Genomic DNA, 3,169 nt, shown 5'->3' with positions numbered 1-3,169 from the left:
AGATAGGATGCTCAGGATAGATAATCCTGCCTTATCTTGTTAATCTTGGGAATCCTGATTCAGACAGTGTTGACAAGGCTTACAAGATCATAGGTGTCGACTTTGAGTATTAAAGTCGGGTCGCACTTGCATGATGTCCTATGAAAATCGTAAGGTAAAAAAATATGTTTGCTGATGATAAAAAAGAGTTTCATGGAGAAGCCATTCAAATACTTCCTTCAATGCCCTTAAATTTCAATGTTGGCAACAATAGTGTTGTTAGTAATAGATCTTCCTCTAATGCTTCTCTCTGTTGTGGAACGGTATCTTTTATCCCTCCTGATTTCAAAGAGAAGTATGCCGTCCCAGGGTATAAAATGGAATGTTTTGTGACTGGATTTGTGCAAACAGATGCTGGTCAAGTGCCGCTGGTAAGTACAAATATGAATTTAAGGGATATATTTGCCACTGCAATTGTACGGGCAGGAATTACAAGGAATCAATATAGGATATCTCCGGGTCTTTATGCCACAGGAGAGCCGGATAAAAATTCTGAAGTCCTTGTTACTGCCAATTTTAAGCTCACATTTGATGTTTTGAGAAGCTCCCTTAAAGGTCAGAATCTCTGGATTCTTGTTCTGGATACAAAGGGGGTAAATGTTTGGTGTGCCGCAGGTAAAGGGACTTTTTCAACTTGTGAACTGGTTAATAGAATTCATGCTTCAGAGCTTGAAAAGATAGTTTCCCATCGACGCATCATTGTTCCTCAGTTGGGTGCCACAGGTATTCGTGCAGAAGAGGTTAAAAAGCAATCGGGTTTCAGGGTTATATACGGTCCCATACGTGCTGAAGATATTGGCAGGTTTATCGAAAATGGCAGAAAAGCTGACAGTGCAATGCGACAGGTTAGCTTCAACTTTTATGAACGCCTTATTCTTACTCCCATTGAGGTTAACTGTGCATTAAAACCTGCATTGATAACCGCTATAGTAATATTCATGATATCCGGCATAGGGCATGATCTGTTTTCATTTCAGGCAGCTTTGATGAGGGGAATCATGCCTCTTGGATTTCTTCTCGCTGCTATTGTGACAGGTGCGGTTATTACACCTGCGTTGCTTCCATTCATTCCCTTTAAAAGCTTTGCACCAAAAGGAATTATCACAGGTTCCATTGCGTCCGCTTACGGGCTATGGTTTGCACATCTCTTTTCACCGGAACTTTTATCTTCCATTGGAAAATCAGGTATGGTGGCTGTTTTTCTTTTTACCACTGCTGTTACCTCTTTTCTCTCCATGAATTTTACCGGAGCCACCCCGTTTACTTCACCTTCCGGTGTTGAAAAAGAGATGAAGTGTTTTATGCCTTTTCAAATCATAGCCATTGTTATTGCTTCTATTTTATGGATATCTTCGGCATTCTGAATTTTTGCAATAGATGGTATGTGCGTGTCATAATTGAAAAATAAAACTCATTAAGAACCTTAAAAATACAAGTGGTTTCTTAAAGAAAAATGAAATTGCTGAAAGAGGTACATCATGCGGGATTTGCGATATATAGAAGATGTGTCAACTCTTGTAATTGACCAGGAAAAGTGTATTGGTTGCTCCCTGTGTACAGTGGTCTGCCCCCACGGAGTCTTTGAGATGAAAGAGAGAAAAGCCGTGATTGTGGATCTGGATGGATGCATGGAATGTGGTGCCTGCGTTAATAACTGCCCTGTTTATGCTTTGAATGTCACCCCAGGAGTTGGCTGAGCTGCTTATATTATCCAGGTCTGGATAAAAGGAAAGGAAAAAGCATCATGTGGTTCTGGAGGATGTTGCTGATGTTTTGCTTTACTTGCGATATGGAATCTGTGAATAGCGGATAATAGTTAAAGGAATGATCAAGTATCATATTCTCAAAGTTGACACCTATGATCTTGTAAGCCTTGTCAAAACTGTCTGAATCAAGATTCCCAGGATTAACAGGATAAGCAGGATTATCTATCCTGAACATCCTATCCATCTTGGTTATCCTGATTCAGACAAATTCAATAGTTGCTGAAAAAACACTAAGATGTCGATTTTGAGAATATTACCAATTAGAAATCTCAAACCTTTGACCTGTAAAGTTCGCCTGTTGTTTAAATTGACAATTTCTTGATAAGATTAAAATCCTGTAACACTGAAGCCATGTTTATATTGAAGATAAGTTCCTGGTATTTGAATATAATTTAGAAGTGTTGCTGTTTTTTTCCAAGAATATCGCCGAAATAAATCTGTCAGATTTAGACCGATGCCAAAATATATATTTCGTTCTTTTTTGACTTCATCATCTGAAAAGCCACGAACATAATAACCCATATGCAATTCAAAATGTTTTAAAAATGTCTTGTTTATTGTTTCAAATCCATTAAATTTTAATGCAAGCAGATATTTTGAATTTTCATAATCTGTTGAAAAATCTGCATCGTCAGGCTCAAATCCATATTCCCACCTTAAATCAAATTTGCTGGCAAGATCAGGATTTTTATGCAGTAAATAACCCGCAGTGCATCCCAGAAAATTTGAAATCATATCTTCATAGGAAAATCCATATTCACTAAAAGAATCCCCAAACTCCATATATCCCATAATGGCAAATGATGAAAGCGAGCCATATAATGCGGCATTATCTTTTGTAAAGCACCAGTTTTCATATAAAGATGACAGACCGCGAGAAACTGCATAACTTGTATAAAGATGCCCTAACTTATCCGCTCCTCCTTCTTCGGTTGTATTTGCAAACCATCCTTCAGAACCGGCGTGAGGTGCTTGAGAGAAATAATCCCATTTCAAAACTCCCCAAGCCGTAATAACTCCGATTCCTGCCAGGGACACTGAAAGGCTTTTCATATTTTGCTCATATATGGAAAGTTCTGATGCGCATTTGTTAACAGGTTCCTGGGCAGAACCGGTCATGGTAATCAAGGAAAAAAATATGCAAAAGAATAAAGATTTCATAATATTCCTGGTAGGTTATTTTTACACAGCGCGCAAAAAGGTATATTTTGGATGGAATAGACAAACACCCATATCCTAATACATCACACGGTATTGCTATGCAATATAAAAGGTTGACATAACATTACTTTTATCTGGAAAACTATATATGCAAAAAAACAAATCGGTTCATAGATATTAACTGATTGATATCACTCTATTTA

General features: G+C 37.9%; 4 protein-coding genes. 2 read left to right on the top strand and 2 right to left on the bottom strand.

Features of this window, described 5'->3' with window-relative positions; genetic code table 11:
- Positions 1-164 precede the first annotated feature (164 nt).
- Complete coding sequence (gene hgcA / locus MTBBW1_RS05680) at positions 165-1,403, top strand: mercury methylation corrinoid protein HgcA (RefSeq protein WP_245809272.1); 1,239 nt, start codon at positions 165-167, stop codon at positions 1,401-1,403.
- Positions 1,404-1,517: 114 nt separating this feature from the next.
- Positions 1,518-1,808: a mercury methylation ferredoxin HgcB gene (gene hgcB, locus MTBBW1_RS05675; RefSeq protein ID WP_250697391.1), complete on the top strand. Its 291-nt coding sequence runs from the start codon at positions 1,518-1,520 to the stop codon at positions 1,806-1,808.
- Here hgcB and MTBBW1_RS05670 read toward each other — a convergent pair.
- Entirely contained in the window at positions 1,747-1,989 is a 243-nt protein-coding gene (locus MTBBW1_RS05670) for a hypothetical protein (protein ID WP_080800439.1), read from the bottom strand. The genes hgcB and MTBBW1_RS05670 overlap by 62 nt on opposite strands.
- A gap of 143 nt (positions 1,990-2,132) precedes the next feature.
- Positions 2,133-2,858, bottom strand: coding sequence for a DUF2279 domain-containing protein (locus tag MTBBW1_RS05665; protein WP_186441102.1), 726 nt, complete (start codon positions 2,856-2,858; stop codon positions 2,133-2,135).
- Positions 2,859-3,169: the final 311 nt, after the last annotated feature.

Origin of the sequence: Desulfamplus magnetovallimortis (genome assembly GCF_900170035.1) — a bacterium.
GTDB classification, from domain to species: Bacteria; Desulfobacterota; Desulfobacteria; order Desulfobacterales; family Desulfobacteraceae; genus Desulfamplus; species Desulfamplus magnetovallimortis.
This window is presented reverse-complemented; position numbering and strand designations above follow the sequence as displayed.